Origin of the sequence: Leyella stercorea (assembly GCF_021531355.1) — a bacterium.
Lineage (GTDB): Bacteria > Bacteroidota > Bacteroidia > Bacteroidales > Bacteroidaceae > Prevotella.
In genome coordinates this window covers 1-16,474 of record NZ_JADYTS010000044.1, presented here as the reverse complement: position 1 = coordinate 16,474, position 16,474 = coordinate 1, and the positions used below count along the sequence as shown (strand labels likewise).

Below are 16,474 nucleotides of genomic sequence, written 5' to 3'. Positions count from 1 at the left end.
TTATTTATATATCTTCTTTATCTCCGCACCACGATAGTAGTGCAGCAGAATCTGATCGTAGTTGTATCCCTTGGCGCCCATTACGGCAGCACCAATCTGGCAGAGGCCAACGCCGTGTCCCCATCCGGCACCAGTCAGTCGGAATGTTTGCGGCACTCCGTCCTTTACGTCCTCCTTGTCAACAACGAAGGCGCTGCTGTACAGATGGGTATTGCTCAGAGCGCGGCGTATCTCTAGTTCCTTGCCAATGGTGAACGATTGCTTTGTACCAACAATTTTCAGTCGGCATATGCGTCCGCTACGTCCTCGCTCTACGGGTATGAGGTCAACGATGTCGCCAAACTCTATCTTCAGTCGCTCGGTTACGAGGTTCTGCAGTTGCTCCTGCGTGTATGTGACGTGCCAGCGGTAGAAGTCGGTAGTCTCCTGGTCGTAGTCGTTGAGCACCTCTGAGAGTATCTGTCGGTCGTTGGTGTTGCACAACGATTCGGGTGCAGTACGTATCCATCGTTCGGCATTAGCCTCGATGGTGAGGTCGGGCAGATTGGTAGCGGCATCCTCTTTACCCTCGACTTTAGCCACATCCCTTACAGCCACGAGATAAGGTTTCTTGATATTCTCCCAGCAGTACTGGAATTCCTCGGTAGCACCACCGCAGCATTTAGAGAAGCGTGCGTCGCATATCTCGTTGTCGTTCAGGAGTATCTGTCCGCGTGTGGCGTGAATGGCCTGTGCCACCTGTGGGCTTGTAGCCTTTGTGATGCCCTGATAGCGTTGGCAATGGTCGTCGGCGCAAACGTCGAATATGGTATGGTCCTCGCGGTCGTACCATTTTATCAGTTCGTCGTCCTTGCGTATGAACGAGAAGAAGCCGTTTTGTCCGGCACTTGTCTGCTGCTTGCGTCGCTGTTCAATCTGTGCGAGCAGCCAGCTGCGTGATATTACAGCGTGAGCCTTGAGCAGTTCAATGCTCGATGTGGCGCTCATTTCGCTCGATATTACGCTTTCCAAATAAGTCTCTACAGGCAGTTCGTTGATGGCACACACCTTGTCGGAGTCGACTACGAGTCGCAGTGTGCCGAGGAATATCTGTGTTTCCTGTCGCTCCCAGTGGAAGTTGACACCTATTGTGACGTCGTGGAGCGAGAACGAAGCGTCGGTCGACTGTGGGTGGAATGTGAGTTCGCGGTATTGCATTCCGTTCCACAGTATTCCACCTTCATGGAATTCCACAGTCTGTTCGCCCTCAATGAGGTTGCCCTTTGCCATATAAGGCTTGTTGAGCGAGAACGAAATCTTGGCACCGCTCACGATACCCACTGATACTGACGGTTGCTTGCCGGCAAAATGACTGTCTTGCGAGGCTTCGTTAGAGCGTGAGCGCAATTTGTCGATAGTCTCGGCAAATTCTGACGGTTTCATACCGCATTCCTTAAGTATGTCGAGGGCCTCGTCGGGAGTGATGTTTTCGAAGTCCTCATGGCGTGGAGTCACTATAAATCCTGCCATGTCCAAGGCTCCAGGGCTGACGAGTCGCTGGGCGTTGCCGCTATTGAAGTAGCAGTCGGGGCGATGCTTGCTGCGCGGGATTACCACCGACAGATAGTTGTCGCCATCGCGCCAAGCCAGAATGTTCATCATCGGCTCTGTGTCGCCGCCGTGCATGGGCAGCGAGGCGTAAAGATTGCGGAATAGCTGTTCGCCCGTGGTGCGGTCGGCACAGCGTATTACGAACAATGGTATGGGTGTGTTCTTGAGTGCAGCCAGTTCGCCCTTGTCGTCCTTCTTGATGATTATGTCGAGGTCGTGACTCAGACGTGCCCAGTCATTCTGCAACGGCAGCATACCCGAGCAGATGGCCTGGAAGTGCATGTGGTCGGGGGCTGACGCTCCGCACTTCGGACCATTATAGAATACGGTCAGTGTGGGGTAGGTATCGAGCAGTCGATACACCTCGCCGTAGTTCAATCCGATGCTCTGCGGGCGGTGGGCACGCAGTGGAATGGTGAAGTGCTGTGGCATTATAGGGAATGGATTGACAAGCAGGGTGAAGTTCTTGTCAATATGCTTTTGCATCTGTTCGGCTGGTCGGTTCTGCTCGCACAGGAAACATGGGCGCTTGGCTATGGCCTTCTTCTCGATGTTGGCGCCAGTCGACACTATACGTGCAGGATTGAATTGTAGCTTCAGTGTAATCTCGCCACAAGTAAGCTCGCGTGTCTTCACGTTGCGCAGGTCGTGGAAGTGGTGTCGGACGTCGTCCCACACTTCAAGCTGTCGGTTGAAGAAGCGTTGCAGCGAACTGTCGGTAGTGGCATCGGCGTTGCCTGCCGACATCTGCTGGCGGGCTGAGATTTCGAGTGTACGCAGACGGTCCTTGTAGAGGTTGTTGGCGTTCTGTCGTTCAATGCTCAGTGCAGCATCGCTGTTGCCGTCCCAGCGGCGGCACAGATACAATTCGTCGAAGATGCGTCCGATGCGGTATTTGCGTGAAAATGCAAGTCCGAGCGCATAATCTTCGCCATAGCTCGTATTGGGGAATTTTATTTGGCGTAATATAGGAGTGAAGAACGCACGTGGAGCACCGAGTCCGTTGATGCGCAATGCGTTGTTTGGACCGTTAAGGTCGGTCCACTCGCTGTGGTCGATCAGTCCTGGAGGCAGTGTTTCGAGCTGGAAGTTGCACATGCGGTAGCTTCCGATAATCATAGCCGCTCCTTGACGGTGGAATTCGTCAACAATGCGTTGCAGGGTTTGAGGCGACGAATACAGGTCGTCGCTGTCAAGCTGTACGGCAAAGCGTCCGCATCGTTCGTCGTCGATAGCTACGTTCCAGCATCCGCCAATGCCGAGGTCGGTGCGTGTCGGCACGATATGAATGAGTCGTTTGTCTTCCTTGGCAATGTCGTTGAGTATCTCGAATGTGCCGTCTGTAGAGTGGTTGTCCACAACTATTACGTTGTACTTGAAAGTTGTCTTCTGGCTGAGTGCCGATTTTACGGCGTCTGCCACGGTTTTTGCACGGTTGTACACGGGTATGACAACCGAAGCCTCACAGCTGAAGTCCTGCTCGCTGAAGTCGGGTTTTCTGTAGTGCGAAGTGTCTACCGTTGCACCAATCTTCTCAAGGTGGCGTGTGGCAGCCTGCTCCATTTCCACTTGCACCTCACGGTTACGCGGGTTGACATAGTCAAACTGTCGTTCGCCGCTCTTGCGGAGGTCGGTTTCAATCTGCGTGTAAAGATATTCGTTGAGGTGGAATATCTCTGCCTTGCGACTGATGTACAGGCGCAGGTCGTACAGTCCGGCATACTTATAGTCGGCTTTCTGCTGTTTGGCGGCATAGTCGTGCAGAAGCGACGAGCGTATGAGTATGAGCTGTCCGAAGTCGAAGTCGTCGCGTATGCTACCCTTCTGATAGTCGATGGCAGGATGCTTCTCTATCTGTCCGTCCTTTTGTATATAGCTGTCGGCGTACACCATTCCGGCACCGCTGTCGGTAGCCACACGCAGCATACGGTCAAGGGCGTGCTGTCCCAGATTTGCGGGTGTAGCTTTGAGGTTCAGCAATATATATTCGGCATCGGTATTGGCTTCGATGTCGAGTAGCGTCTGAGTGGATGTGAGGCTGTCGGCATTGATGATGGTGATGTCGTTGATGCATTTGTTGCCGTCGATATATTGGTCTATATGGCAGTTGCCGTTCACCAACAAGTTAATATGTTGTATTGTCTTGCTTTGTCGTAGCGTTTGCAGCAACTCTTCCAAGTCGTTTATGTCGCTGCAAGGCATAAAGCAGTCTATTTTCTCTCTCATAAAATAGTTGTAGTATGTTTATTTTTGTTGCAAATCCTCAAGAAACTCTTTAAGAGTAATTACGTCAACTTTAGGAAAAGCTATTTGTTTTAAAATATTGAAATGATGGTCGTGAGTGACTATGTATTTGGCGTTGCCAATGATTGCACAATCAACAAATTTGTTGTCATCCTCGTCTGCTTCTATAAGATGAAAAGCGTATGAAGGGGATAATCTCTTGACGTTCTTTCTATTTAATATGGCCGTAATGATATATTCAGAAACCAATGGTGAAATATTACGAGCCATTCTGTGCTGAAATTGCCATTATTAGGCAATTAGTGTCAAGAACAACATTCATGGTTTAATGTTTGTATGGTGTTCGTTCATGAAGGTTTTCAAAACTGTCAAATTTGGCTTGTGTCATTTTGCCATTTTTCCACATAGCATCAATTTCTTCTTTGGCTTTTTTTGCAAAGAAATCAGAAATAGCTTGTTTCAAATCTGCCAATGCTTCAGGGCTTTTAACCCATTGCATCATATTGAGGATGTCAATCTGTGCTTCATTTAATACTGTTGCTGCCATATGTTTTCTGTATTAATTTAAGTGTACTACGTTATCTTTGCATGTGTCCGTTTTTATATTGTTTTTCGTTTTTAGTTGGATACTATGCTTATGCAAAATTAATGTTTATTTTTGTAATAAAAGCAATTAGTGTAATCCAATTATCTATATTTTATAGTTTCTTTTTGTTAAATGTATGTAATGCCAATGCTTGCTTAACGTTATTTCTTTTGGCTTTTAGATTGATAATAAGTAACTTTGTAGAACTATGAATATAAATAAGAACAAGTAAAGCCAATGAAACATTTACTTTTATCGCTAATTTTGAGTTGTTTTTCTTTCCTTACAACTCAGGCTTCTGCCGACTGGCATGTAGTACGCTCTCATCCGCAGAAGCATTTCTTGCAGACCATACCTGCTGGCAATTATAGTGGCATCACGAATATGGGCGGTGATGTGTATGCAATGGTCAGCGACAAGTCAGATTCGGCGCTGTATTTCAATGTGCGTCTGTATATAAGCCGGCAGACGGGCGAGTTGCTGCAGGCTGAATATATGGGCAGTAAGGGTAGGGCAGAGGCTGCCGGACTCGACAACGAGGCAATTGCCAAGGTGTCGGATTCTACGATTGTAGTGGCAAGTGAGCAGCGCTTCCGGCTGAAGGAATATCTTATCGGCCAGAATAATGTTCCCGGTAAGGACAGGAATGGTGTGGCTGAAGACAAGACTCAGCCGAAGTTGTGGGAGTGGTCGATGCGTGAGGAAGACTTTTGGCCCAACTATGGATTTGAGTCGTTGGCTTACGACAGCATTGGCCGCAAGCTGTGGACCATCAACGAGAGTGCGATGCGACGCGACGGCAAGCCTGCCACACCACAGAATCCGCATAGAAATGTGCTTAGGCTGATGTCGTTCAATCGCGACGATGTCACTGCCGCACCTGTTGCCTATCTGTATCGTATGGATATGCCTACAACGATGAAGACCGCAGAGACCTATACCATGGGTGTCAGTGAGTTGTGCGCTCTGCCCGACGGACAGTTGCTTGTATTGGAGCGTGAGGCTTTTGTGCCGAAAACAAAGATTGGAGCGTTCTGCCAGTGCAAACTGTACGTTGTAAATCCATCAGTTGAAACACCGTATCCGTTGGAAAAAAGCGTTGAGGCTGGTGCGCCGTACGTCAGCAAGCGTCTGCTTACATCGTGGCGCACAACGATAACCCTGTTCAGCCAGAACTGGGCAAATTATGAAGGAATGTGTCTCGGACCGAAACTCGAGAATGGCGACCAAGTGGTAATTCTCGTCAGCGACTCGCAAAACGGCTATGCTGGCTTGCTGCGCGACTGGTTCAAGACGATAGTTATTTCGAATTAGGAATTTTGAATTTTGAGTTTTGAATTGTCGGCTTTGCCGATTTTGAATTATTCATTTTTGAATTGAGAATTCGTAACTCAAAAAATCACAATCGCAGGCGAAGCCGCGAACAATTCAAAATTCCTAATTCAAAACTCAAAATTGCCGTAGGCAACAATTCAAAATTCAAAATTCCTAATTCAAAACTCAGAATTATTCTTCTTTTAGCAAATCGCTGAGGAACGAGTCGAGATCCTTGTCAAGACCTTCCATGAGGTCTTTGCCGATGATGACAGTGTCGTCGTCGGCTATGAAGAGTTCGGCTATGTTCTCCTTTTCGTCGTTTTCGAGAACAAAGCTGTATGGCTTCAGTATTCCGAGATTTTCTATAGCCTTAGCCGAAGCATTCATGGCATTGTTGAGAATGCGTTCTACAGAGTCGTAGAAGTCCTCGTCGTTATTGCCTATCCATTGTTCCACCACGCAGCGTGTAATCTCGTTGTCGTCATCGTCGAAAGCCAGCATCTCACCGCTTTCTTGCGACACGCGCACATGGATGTCGGTTAATACCGAGGTTTCGTCGTTGGTGGGAAACTTCTGGGCTATTTTCTTCAGAAAACGCTCAATCTGCTGTGTTGTCTGTTCTGATGGTTTTATCATTTTGGTTCTGACTTTTAGGTTTATGTCCATTTCTATGCCTTGTTGTAGGCGTGTCAATGGCTTGTTTATGTGCAAATGTACGTCTTTTTTGTTGACAAGGCAAACAAAAAAGGAGAAAATATTAACATTTTTATTTGCCGTTCCGTTTAATAGTATTACTTTTGCATACTTCTAAAAGTAAAAAACGGACACCACCACATTATATATTGATACAATGAAGACATTCCGAATAGGAGGTATACACCCCGCAGACAACAAGCTTACCGCCGATGTGCCTACCATTGAGGCGGAGTTGCCCGAGCAGGCCGTCTTTCCTTTGTTGCAGCATATTGGCGATCCTGCCATACCTGTGGTAAGGAAGGGTGATGCTGTGAAGGTTGGCACGCTCATTGCCGAAGCGAGTGGAATCATTTCCGCACCTATTTATAGCTCGGTGTCGGGCACAGTGCTCAAGATAGACACTGCCTCTGACGAGGCTGGCAATGCCCGACCGTCTATTGTTATTAATGTGGAAGGCGACGAGTGGGAGCCTGGCATCGACCGCTCTAATAATCTTGAAACTCTTGCCGAGCATACTGAACTCACCCCCGACGAGATAATCAATCGTATCAAGTGGGCTGGAGTGACGGGTATGGGTGGAGCAGGAATGCCTACTTACGTCAAGCTCACCACAATGCCATACACCAAGGCAGAGTGTGTGATACTAAATGGTGTAGAATGCGAACCGTATATTACTGCCGACTATCGCTTGATGACGGAGCGTGCCGACGAAGTGCTTGTAGGTCTCGACCTGCTGATGCGTGCGGCTAAAGTGGAGCGTGGCTATGTCGGCATAGGGGCCAACATGCCCTCGGCAATAGCCTTGATGCAGCAGAAGGCAGCCAACGACGACCGTGTAGAGATTGTTCCGCTTCAAGCGAAATATCCACAAGGTGGCGAAAAACAACTTGTCGATGCTGTGCTGCATCGGCAGGTGCCGGCGCCACCGGCTGTCACAGCCAATGTCGGTGCCATCGTCATAAACGTAGCGACAGCCTTTGCCGTGTATGAGGCTGTGATGAAGCATAAACCTCTCTTTGAGCGTTATGTCACGGTGTCGGGCAAGGAGATGGCCCATCCTGCCAACTTCCTTGTACGTATAGGAACTCCAGTCCGACAGCTGATTGACGCTTGTGGCGGATTGCCCGTCAGTGACAACAAGATATTGTGGGGCGGACCGATGAGAGGCGTTGCGCTTGACAAGCTCGACGTTCCGGTAGTGAAGGGCTTGGCAGGTATTACCATTATGAGTGGCCGCGAGACACACCGCCATACGTCCGAACCGTGTATACGTTGCGCCAAGTGTGTCGACGTATGCCCAATGGGGCTCGAACCTTATCTGCTCGCCCGTCTCTCCATGCTCAAGAAGTGGAAACGGGCAGAGCGCGAATTGATAACATCGTGCATAGAGTGTGGCTCGTGCCAGTTCACATGTCCGTCCTATCGTCCGCTGCTCGACTATATACGCATAGCCAAAGTGGCGCTAATCGAAAAGTAAAAACGTCAATATTTATGTCAGAACTCAAGATGTCGCTCTCGCCACACATGCACGGCGGCGACTGCATAAAGCGCAATACGTACGGCGTAATCTTCGCTCTTGTGCCCGCCTTGCTGATGGCGGTGTTCAGTTACGGTCTCAATGCAATATACTTGGGCTGTTACAGCCTGCTGTCATGTATGCTGGCGGAGTGGGTCATAACCCACTATCTGATGCGCCGCCCGTGTACTCTTGCCGACGGCACAGCCGTAATTACCGCCCTCGTAATGACGCTCTGCCTGCCTGCACGAACTCCCTTTTGGGCAGTAGCCCTTGGAGCGGTCGGGGCAATTGGTCTGGGCAAGTTTGCCTTTGGCGGACTTGGGCGCAATAGCGTCAATCCAGCCATTGTAGGCGTATGTGTTGCGCTTCTGTGTCCTGGTAGTTCGGTGCTCACGCCTGGTGTGGGCTATGGTGCCAAGAGTCCCTACCTCTTTGCCTTGGCAATAATGCTCGGGCTTGCCTTTATGTTGTGGAAGCGCATCATTACATGGCACATCCCCATCAGTATTATCCTCACCACTATAGTGTTGGCAGGCATATTGGCAATAACGGGTACGGACAGCGTACAGCCGCTCAGTCTGGTGCTCGGTGGCGGAACGCTGCTTGGAGCAGTATTCATGGCTACCGACTACACCACGTCGCCAATGTCACACCCCGGCAAGATAGTCTACGGCATAGCCATTGCCGCCATAGCCGTATACCTACGCACCCATGGCGAGAGCCGCAACGCAATGCTCATAGCCATATTCGTAATGAACATGCTCACACCTCTCGTAGACAGATATTGCAAGCCACGCCGTTACGGCAAGGCAAAGCATAAACAATAAAAAACCATTTATCAACTATAAAATTAAAAGTTATGAAACAAACTATCTTAGTGACCGGTGGTACCGGTTTCATTGGTTCACACACCACTGTCGAACTCATCGAAGCAGGCTATCAAGTAGTAATCGTCGACAACCTCTCTAACTCAAAGATTGAGGTGCTCGATGGTATAGAGAAGATTACAGGCGTGCGTCCCGCTTTTGAGCAGGTAGATCTTCGCGACTTTGACGCTACCGAGGCTGTATTCAAAAAGTATCCTGCCATCGAGGGCATCATCCATTTTGCAGCATCTAAGGCCGTAGGCGAGAGCGTGCAGAAGCCGCTGATGTACTATCGCAACAACGTTGTTTCGCTTGTCAATCTGCTTGAGCTTATGCCTAAGTATAATGTCAAGGGCATCATCTTCTCGTCAAGCTGCACCGTTTATGGTCAGCCGAAGCCCGAGAACCTCCCCGTTACTGAGGACTGCCCTCACCAGAAGGCTACATCACCTTATGGCAACACCAAGGAGATCAACGAACAGATTATCACCGACTATATCCACAGCGGTGCCAACATCAAGAGTATCGTTCTGCGCTACTTCAACCCGATTGGCGCTCACCCGTCAGCACTCATCGGCGAGTTGCCTAACGGTGTGCCCAACAACCTCATTCCTTACGTAACTCAGACCGCTATGGGTATCCGCAAGGAGCTTACAATCTTCGGCAACGACTACAATACTCCTGACGGAACATGTATCCGCGACTTCATCTATGTAGTTGACTTGGCTAAGGCTCACGTTTGCGCGATGACACGTGTACTCGATCAGGAGACAGAGCCGCTTGAATTCTTCAACGTAGGTACTGGCAAGGGCAACTCAACACTCGAAATCGTCAACACATTCGAGCGTGCTACTGGCGTTAAGCTCAACTGGAAGTTCGGTCCGCGTCGTGAGGGCGATATCGAGAAGATCTGGGGCAATGTCGACAAGGCCAACAAGGTGCTTGGCTGGAAGGCAGAGGCTAAGCTCGACGACGTGCTCGCTTCGGCTTGGAAGTGGCAGGTTAAGTTGCGCGAAGATGGCGTAATGTAATTTATGCTTGAACTCAAGTTCCATTACGATAACAATATTTGCATTTTCAAACGCTCAAAACTGTGAGTTGAACGCACAAGGAAATCTTTGGCTCGAAATTCGTGAGTTTTGAGTGTGCAGCGATATACTGCTTATACCCAACATGTTATGATGTTGAGGGTGTAAGTGTGTAATCTTTTAAGCTCAAAAAGTAGTCCCTTTTGTTGCAAAAGGACCACTTTTGCTCTTCATTTAAGCCTCCGTTGCATTGCAATAGTAGTCCCATTGGCTTCCAAAAGGACTACATTTGCAATGCAACGGAGGCTTTTTTGTTTAAAAATATGATGACAAGCACGTATAACATCATAAAATCGACTCTTCAAATCTCTAGAATCGATTTTTAATTTGTAACACTTTTTTACTGCATGTACAATATTTGCATACTATTTCTATTAAAACGCAGACCAGTGTTAATAAAAGATAAAGTATAGTAGTTTTAAACTTGTTAATATATTTTTATATGTATATTTGTAATGTTGGATTGTTATATTTAAATATTATAATTTGAATGGTAAGTTGGATTTTGTTATTAGGTTCTATATATGTCGCGTCTGTATTGTGCTATGATATATATAAGGACTACAAAAAGGAACATCTGATAAGTCCATTGAGAGTAATCGGAGTGGGAGTTTGTCTGATTTATGTGGTGCGAAGTATGCATGAAGTCTTATTAAATCAATAAATAAGCAGATTCAAGGAAGCGTATCAAGACTTGTCGTTTTAGTCTTGGTACGCTTCTTTTTTTGTTTTTCTTCAGTCTGAATAATATCTGTATATTATGCACTTTTTGTATTTGTTTGCACAAAACTTAGTTTTTTTGATTTTTTTCTCGTAAAATGATTGTTGTTTATTAAAAAATGTATAACTTTGCACAAAAATATATTGGTGATGTCTTGACGACGTACAACGTCTATGTGACGTACAACGCCTTTTCGACTCAAAACTATAACAATTTACATAAACCATTAAAAAATAATCTCTAACCAAAATAAAAACCGCAAACAACAACAATATAAACCGCATAAACCGCAAACAACAATCAACGCATCCAGCAATGGGTGTAAAATTCATATTACATTTAACACACTACTTTATGCAAAACAAACAAAAAATCGGCATAGGGGGGTAATAGGTGCTGCATTCTTGTTGCCTTTATCATCCTTTGCTGCTGACAAGACCATTGGCAGCCATGCCGCCGATGCCGCAAGTTTGCTGAAGCCTAAGACCGAGTCTGTTGCATTTGCCAATCAGCAGGCGAAGCATCAGAAGGTAACCGGTCAGGTGGTTGACGAAAACGGTGAAACCGTAATTGGTGCATCCGTTGTTTTGAAGAGCAACCCCAAGGTGGGCGCAGTGACTGACGCAGATGGTAAATTTACACTAACCGTATCAAACACTAAGGACGTACTCGTCGTATCATACCTCGGCTATCAGTCGCAGGAGGTACCTATGAAGGGTAAGACCATCTTCTCTATCACTCTTAAGGAAGACGCCAAGCAGCTTGGCGATGTTGTGGTAACGGCTTTCGGTGCCACACAGAAAAAGGAGACCGTGGTAGGTTCGGTACAGCAGGTTAAGCCTGAGAGTCTGCGCGTACCTTCGGCAAGTATTTCATCTTCATTCGCCGGCCGTCTGTCGGGTGTCATCGCCACACAGAGTAGCGGTCAGCCTGGTGCCAATGGTTCTGACTTCTACATCCGTGGTATCGCCACCATCAGTGGTGCCAAGTCGCCGCTTATCGTTATGGACGGTATGGAGATTTCGCAGGATGACCTCAACCACCTCGATCCGGACGTAATCGAGAGCTTCTCAATTCTTAAGGACGCATCTGCCACAGCCATGTACGGTTCGCGTGGTGCCAACGGTGTGCTCATCATCACCACCAAGAGTGGTCAGGACCTCGACAAACCGAAGATTTCATTCCGTGTTGAGGCAAACGTTACCATGCCTACATCAAAGCCAAAGTTTGTTGACGGCGCCCGCTTTATGGAGCTGTACAACGAGGCTGTGACAAGCCAGGGTATCGGCGCTACACTCTACACACCTGAGCAGATTGCCAATACACGCAATCACGTCAACGGTCAGGTGTTCCCTGACGTCAACTGGTATAAGGAGATGTTCAAGAATGCTTCTTACAACCAGAAGGCAAACATGAACGTTCGTGGTGGTACAAACAAGATAGTGTACTTCATGAACCTCAACGTAAGCCATGAGACAGGTATGTTGCGCAATCGCAGTAAGGAGTTTTACTCTTTCAACAACAATATTGACTACATGCGCTATGCGTTCCAGAACAACATCGACTTCAACATGTCTAAGTCGTCGAAGATTTCGCTCCACTTGTATGCAGGTCTCGACAATATGCACGGTCCGCTCGCTGGTAGCAACGATATCTCAGGTTCTCTGAACGACCTCTACAATCAGATGATGAACGCCAACCCGGTGCTCTTCCCTATACAGTACGACAACGAGGGCGATGAGTGGGTACACTGGGGTTATCGTCAGCTTGCCAACGGTGGCAACTTCAACCCGATGGCACGTCTCGTTAGCGGCTATCAGGACTCGTTTGCAAGTACCATTACTGCCAACTTGAACTTTGACCAGAAGCTCGACTTCATTACTAAGGGACTCGGCTTCCACTTGATGTTCTCATTTAAGAACTGGTCGAAGAGTACTACATTCCGCTCGCTCAACTTCAACCACTACGAGCTTAAGAACTATACCCAGAACGAGGACGGTACATTCTCTTATGTACAGGCTCCGAAGGGCGACCCATCGAAGCCAGTGCTTAGCAACTCTGGTCAGAACGCCGGCGACCGCCGCTACTATGCTCAGGCATATTTCGACTACAACCGCTCGTTCGGCGACCACACTGTTACGGGTATGCTCCTTTGGAACATCAACCAGTACAGCTCTAACATGTATTCAGAAAGTGTGCTCGCATCACTGCCACAGCGTAAGATAGGTTTCGCTGCACGTGCCACATACGACTACAAGCACCGCTACCTCATCGAGTTCAACGCCGGTTACAACGGTTCGGAGCAGTTTGCCAAGGGCCATCAGTGGGGCTTCTTCCCATCTGTAGGTTTGGGCTACAACATCAGCGAGGAGAAGTTCTGGGAGCCGGTAAAGAGCGTTATCTCTAACTTCAAGCTCCGTGGTACCTACGGCCTTGTAGGTAACGACCAGTATGGCTACGAGCGCTTCATCTATCGTGAGGACGTTTCGCTCACAGGCAAGGGCTCGTTCACAACAGGTCTGCCAGGCAACTACGTTACTTATTCTGGTCCGGGATGGAACCGTCTGCGCAATGAGAACGTATCGTGGGAGGTTGGCCACAAGCTCGACCTCGGTTTCGATATGCAGCTCTTCAACGCTCTCGACATCACCTTTGACTGGTTCCGCGAGCGCCGTTCTAACATCTTCCAGCAGAAGCTCTCTATTCCTAACTACTTAGGAACAGCCGACACCAAGATTTATGGTAACCTTGCTGAGGTAGTGAACCAGGGATTTGATATGGCTGTCAACTACAGCAAGCGTATCAATAACGATCTCTCAATCCAGTTCCAGGGTACATTCACCTACAACAACAACAAGATTTCGGTATACGACGAGGCTCCGGGCAAGCGCGAGGCTATGAAGAGCCAGGGTAAGAATGTCAAAACAGTATGGGGTTACGTGGCCAACGGTCTCTACATCGACAAGGCTGACATCGCCAACAACCCGACATCGACCCTTGGCAACATCGCTATCGCTCCTGGCGACATCAAGTATGTTGACCAGCCCGACCGCGACGGCAATTATGACGGACGCATCACATCCGACGACCAGGTGCCATTGGGTGTAAGCGTACCTAAGATTATCTACGGCTTCGGACCGTCAATTGGCTACAAGAACTGGGATTTCTCAGTATTCTTCCAGGGTCGTGGCAACGTGGCTCTCATGCTCAGCAACATCGCACCGTTCGGTAACTCTTATCGTCGTGGCGTGCTCGAGTTTATCGACAAAGACCACTGGAGTCCTGACAATCAGAACCCGAACGCCAAGTTCCCGCGTCTGACCGAATCCGACAACTCGCACAATACACAGAGTTCAAGCTACTGGTTGCGCAACGGTCGTTTCCTCAAGCTCAAGAACGCCGAGATAGGCTACTCGCTCAAGAATATGCGATTCTATGTCAACGGTACCAACCTGCTCACATTCTCACCGTTTAAGGAGTGGGATCCTGAGATGGGCGGTGGCAACTACACCACCAAGTATCCGACACAGATGACTCTTAACGTAGGTGTTCAACTCACAATTAACTAATAAACAATATGAAAATTCTAAATAAAGCAATAATAGGCTGCTTGCTCGCTGCGGGACTCACGATGACATCGTGCGACTACCTCAATGTCATCCCCGACGAGACAACAACAGGTGCCGACATGACCAAGGACCGTCAGGCAGCCCTCAACTATCTGTACTCTTGCTACGGATTCTTGCCTACACCTAACGCCGGACCTACGTCGCTCGACTTCCTTACCGGTGATGAGGTGGTTACGGCTTTCGAACATGAGACCTTTGCCGCATTCCCTAAGGGCAACTACTCGGCTTCAAACCCAGTGATAAGCTACTGGAACACTCTGTATCAGGGCATTCGCCAGTGCTATATGTTCCAGGACGAGCTCAATAAGGGCGGCAACTTCCATGGCCTTGAAGATAAAGACCGCAACGACTACAAGGCACAGGTGACATTCCTCATCGGATATTATCACTTCCTGCTCTCTCGCTGCTATGGTCCGATCATCGTAGTACGCCAGACACCCGACCCGATGCTTCTGCCTGAGAACTATCAGGGACAGGAACCTTACGACGACTGCGTCAATTTCATTTGCGAGAAGTTTGACGAGGCTGCCAAGGGTCTGCCTGCTACACGTACAGGTGCACAGGCAAATGAGTTTGGTCTTGCCACAAGCGTAGTTGCCAAGGCTATGAAGGCTAAGATGCTGCTCTACGCTGCTTCGCCTCTGTTCAATGGCAATAGCAAGTTCTACTCTGACTTCAAGGACAAGAGTGGTAATGCTCTTATGCCGCTTACTTACGATGCCAACAAGTGGCAGAAGGCTGCCGATGCATTCAAGGAGGCTATCGCAGCTGCTGAGTCAGCAGGCTATCATCTCTACGACCGTGGCGATTGCAAGCTCAACAAGAACGGTTATCCTGCCGATCCACACGTGCGTGCTTTGCGCTACACCATCACCGACTATTCTGCAGAGGACGAGCCGGCTGGTGCCAACCCTGAAGTTATCTGGGCTGACTCACGTGGCGAGGGCTATTACGGATTGCAGAACAAGAGTATACCATACATCGCTACTGGTTGGGGATGGAACGGTGTGGCTCCTACTGTAGCTATGCTTAGCCGCTTCTACACCAAGAACGGTCTGCCTATCGACCAGGACAAGACATTCGACTACGCCGATCGTTGGGAGCCGGTTGAAGTGGATGAGGCACACGAGGATGAGGCTTATCCAGGACGCAAGACCCCGAAGTTCAATCTCGACCGCGAGCCACGTTACTATGCATGGATTGCCTTCCAGGATGGTTACTACGAGATTCTGAGTGCATCTAACAACGGTGCTTACAAGGACGATCCTAACTATAATCTCACTTCAGACAATACTCATGGTCGTCTTGTTTGCGACTTTGTGGTTGGAGGCAACTGTAGCCGTGGTGTTGACGTAAATTCTTTGCGTAACAGTAACTATTCGCCGACTGGCTTCCTCAACAAGAAGTTTATCAATCCAGACCTTGTTAAGTCAAAGACTGGTGCCGATTATACCAATACTCCTTGGCCGCTTATCCGCTTGGCTGAACTTTACTTAGGCTATGCTGAGTGTCTTGTAGAGACTGGCGACCTCCAGACCGCACGTACTTACCTTGACAAGGTGCGCACACGTGCCGGTCTGCCTGGTGTTAAGGAAGCTTGGGAGCAGTTTGGTAAGGACCCTGCAAAGGCTACTACCAAGGAAGGCTTGCGCGACATCGTACGCAACGAGCGTATGAACGAGATGTATCTTGAGAACCAGAACTTCTGGGATATGCGTCGCTGGCTGCTCGCTGAGACTTACTTCAACGTTAAGGCTAAAGGTATGAACATTGACGCAGAGGATATCAACGACTTCAGCACCATTAAAGAGGTTGTGTTCGAGCGTAAGTTCCAGTCGCCGATGAACTATCTGATGCCAATCCCGTCAGCTGACATCAACCGTAACGACCACGTAGTGCAGACTCCTGGTTATTAATAAAAAAAAAGCATTGTTACAAATAAAAAGACACAATGATGAAAAAGACAATTATAAAAATGCTTATGGCTGTAGCTCTTGTTGGCACCGTAGCATCATGCTCTGATGACGACAAGACAACACCGAGGGTGAACATCGACGAGTCGACTGTCACCGTTGACAGCAAGCAGCCGGGCAAAGTGGTGTTCCACTGGACCACTCCAGAGAACGCAGACTTTTACTATATCAAACCCGTTGGCGGAATTAATTTAAGTTGACAAATATGAGTAAAAGGTTGTATATATCGCTGATTTTTAGTAACT

General features: G+C 48.4%; 11 protein-coding genes. 7 read left to right on the top strand and 4 right to left on the bottom strand.

Translation table 11 applies throughout. The annotated features are described in order from the left end of the window. Genes I6E38_RS10025 through I6E38_RS10015 form a run of 3 tightly spaced genes read right to left on the bottom strand, consistent with a single transcriptional unit; the run spans window position 1 to window position 4,381 of the window. A complete protein-coding gene (locus I6E38_RS10025) occupies window positions 1–3,816 on the bottom strand; it encodes a DUF4922 domain-containing protein (RefSeq protein WP_235393861.1) in 3,816 nt (1,271 codons plus the stop codon). An 18-nt stretch (window positions 3,817–3,834) separates the two neighbouring features. Further along, a complete protein-coding gene (locus I6E38_RS10020) occupies window positions 3,835–4,104 on the bottom strand; it encodes a PIN domain-containing protein (protein WP_235393860.1) in 270 nt (89 codons plus the stop codon). Between the two features lie 55 nt (window positions 4,105–4,159). After that, window positions 4,160–4,381 (bottom strand): dephospho-CoA kinase, encoded by a 222-nt coding sequence (locus I6E38_RS10015; RefSeq protein WP_235393859.1) that lies wholly within the window; start codon window positions 4,379–4,381, stop codon window positions 4,160–4,162. A 276-nt stretch (window positions 4,382–4,657) separates the two neighbouring features. Between I6E38_RS10015 and I6E38_RS10010 the strand changes: the two genes are divergently transcribed. Beyond that, window positions 4,658–5,734 carry an esterase-like activity of phytase family protein gene (locus tag I6E38_RS10010; RefSeq protein ID WP_235393858.1) on the top strand — a complete coding sequence of 359 codons (1,077 nt, stop codon included), beginning with the start codon at window positions 4,658–4,660 and terminating at the stop codon, window positions 5,732–5,734. Between the two features lie 192 nt (window positions 5,735–5,926). Here I6E38_RS10010 and I6E38_RS10005 read toward each other — a convergent pair whose 3' ends face one another. Continuing rightward, entirely contained in the window at window positions 5,927–6,370 is a 444-nt protein-coding gene (locus I6E38_RS10005) for a hypothetical protein (RefSeq protein WP_235393871.1), read from the bottom strand. Window positions 6,371–6,587: 217 nt separating this feature from the next. Between I6E38_RS10005 and rsxC the strand changes: the two genes are divergently transcribed. From rsxC to I6E38_RS09975, 6 genes are all read left to right on the top strand, one after another. Further along, window positions 6,588–7,910 (top strand): electron transport complex subunit RsxC, encoded by a 1,323-nt coding sequence (gene rsxC, locus I6E38_RS10000; protein ID WP_235393857.1) that lies wholly within the window; start codon window positions 6,588–6,590, stop codon window positions 7,908–7,910. Window positions 7,911–7,924: 14 nt separating this feature from the next. Beyond that, the gene (locus I6E38_RS09995; protein ID WP_235393856.1) at window positions 7,925–8,779 is read left to right on the top strand and encodes an RnfABCDGE type electron transport complex subunit D; all 855 of its coding nucleotides are present in this window, start codon (window positions 7,925–7,927) and stop codon (window positions 8,777–8,779) included. A 32-nt stretch (window positions 8,780–8,811) separates the two neighbouring features. After that, window positions 8,812–9,849 (top strand): UDP-glucose 4-epimerase GalE, encoded by a 1,038-nt coding sequence (gene galE / locus I6E38_RS09990; protein WP_235393855.1) that lies wholly within the window; start codon window positions 8,812–8,814, stop codon window positions 9,847–9,849. A gap of 1,182 nt (window positions 9,850–11,031) precedes the next feature. Continuing rightward, complete coding sequence (locus I6E38_RS09985; RefSeq protein ID WP_235393854.1) at window positions 11,032–14,196, top strand: SusC/RagA family TonB-linked outer membrane protein; 3,165 nt, start codon at window positions 11,032–11,034, stop codon at window positions 14,194–14,196. A gap of 8 nt (window positions 14,197–14,204) precedes the next feature. Continuing rightward, complete coding sequence (locus I6E38_RS09980) at window positions 14,205–16,172, top strand: RagB/SusD family nutrient uptake outer membrane protein (protein ID WP_235393853.1); 1,968 nt, start codon at window positions 14,205–14,207, stop codon at window positions 16,170–16,172. Window positions 16,173–16,207: 35 nt separating this feature from the next. Continuing rightward, window positions 16,208–16,429, top strand: a complete 222-nt coding sequence (locus I6E38_RS09975) for a hypothetical protein (RefSeq protein ID WP_235393852.1) — start codon at window positions 16,208–16,210, stop codon at window positions 16,427–16,429. Window positions 16,430–16,474 lie beyond the last annotated feature (45 nt).